Genomic DNA, 1,847 nt, shown 5'->3' on the forward strand with positions numbered 1-1,847 from the left:
GGCCGGGACGGCAGGCCGTCGGTCTTCGGGCGCGTACCCGAGGAACCCTCACCCGTCGCCGACCGCGCCTGCGAAGAGACGCCACCGCCCACCGGCCAGGAGCCCGACGGTGTGCCACCGCGCGGCCGGGACGGCAGGCCGTCGGTCTTCGGGCGCGTACCCGAGGAACCCTCACCCGTCGCCGACCGCGCCTGCGAAGAGACGCCACCGCCCACCGGACGGGAGCCCGACGGTGTGCCACCGCCCACCGGCCGCTTACCCGAAGTCGTGCCACCGCCCACCGGCCGGGAGCCCGAGGGTGTGCCACCGCCTGTCGGCCGCGCACCCGGAGCGGCACCACCGCTCGCGGTGCGTGGGTCGAACCGGAAATCGCGGGCCGTCACACGCGTGACCGAGGGTGCTTCGCCGCGCTCCGTGCGGCCGGGTGCCGCAGCGGTGCCGCGGTCCCGTGCGGCCTTCGGTTTCGGCTCCCCTTCCGGGGTGTCGTCCCCCGTCGGGGTGGAGTCGCCGGAGGGGCGTGGGGGGACCGGGGCGTGCCGCGCTTCCGTGCTCATGCACCCCCCGCTTCCTCGTGCCGTCATGCATACCCGCACGCGCGGACCGGCATCCCGCCGCAGGGACAGCGGCCCGGACGGTTCCACCGTGCGTGTGCGCGTCACTCTACGGCTTGGTCCTGGTCGAACGGGAACCAGTCCGCGAGCCCGGGGGTATCTGCCCGGAACGTCCCTCTACCCTGCGGTAATCCTGTCTGGCAGGCTTCGTGCATGACTGCGCGCGCCTCCGACCGGGCCCGTTACGACAAGGCCACCGCCCATCTCGAAGCCCCCGTCGCCATCGTGGACCTGGACGCCTTCGACGCCAACGCCGACGATCTCGTGCGACGGGCCGGCGGAAAACCGATCCGCCTCGCCAGCAAGTCCGTGCGCTGCCGGGCCCTGCTGGAGCGGGTGCTGGCGAAGGACGGGTTCGCCGGCATCATGTCGTTCACGCTGGCCGAGTCGCTGTGGCTCGCCCGCTCCGGGTTCGACGACGTCCTGCTCGCCTATCCGTCCGTCGACCGGGCCGGTTACGCCGAACTCGCCGCGGATCCCAAACTCGCCGCCGCCGTCACGGTGATGGTCGACGACCCCGCCCAGCTGGACCTGATCGACGCCGCCCGGGCCGGTGGCCGCGAAGTGGTGCGGGTCTGCCTGGAGTTGGACACCTCGCTGAAGCTGCTCGGCGGTCGGGTGCGGGTGGGTGCGCGCCGCTCGCCGCTGCACTCCCCCGCCCAGGTGGCCGACATGGCCCGGGCCGTGACCCGGCGACCGGGCTTCCGGCTGGTGGGGATCATGGCGTACGAGGGGCACATCGCCGGGGTCGGTGACTCGGTCGCCGGCCGTCCCTTCCGCTCCCGCGCCGTCCGGCTGATGCAGGCCACCGCCCGGCGGGAACTGGCCGAGCGGCGGGCCGCGGTGGTGCGGGCGGTCCGCGGCGTGGCGCCGGACCTGGAGTTCGTCAACGGCGGCGGCACGGGCAGTGTGCAGCACACCGCCGCCGAGGCGGCCGTCACCGAGATCGGGGCCGGTTCCGGGCTGTACGTGCCGCGCCTGTTCGACAACTACACGTCGTTCACCGGCCGCCCGGCCGCCCTCTTCGCCATGCCCGTCGTGCGGCGGCCGGGCGTGGGGGTCGTCACCGTGCTCGGCGGCGGCTACCCCGCCTCCGGCGCGCCCGGCCCCGACCGGCTGCCGGTGCCGTACCTGCCCGAGGGGCTGCGGTACGACCCCCAGGAGGGGCCCGGCGAGGTGCAGACGCCGCTGCTCGGCTCGCCCGCCGACGATCTGCTGATCGGCGACAAGGTGTAG

Annotated in this window: 1 pseudogene; it reads left to right on the forward strand. The window is 74.7% G+C overall.

Going from position 1 to position 1,847, the window contains the following annotated elements:
- Positions 1 to 764: 764 nt before the first annotated feature.
- Positions 765 to 1,847, forward strand: a pseudogene (locus ACWC21_RS07835) (alanine racemase); the annotation flags it as partial.

This window comes from Streptomyces sp. NPDC001348 (assembly GCF_053597535.1).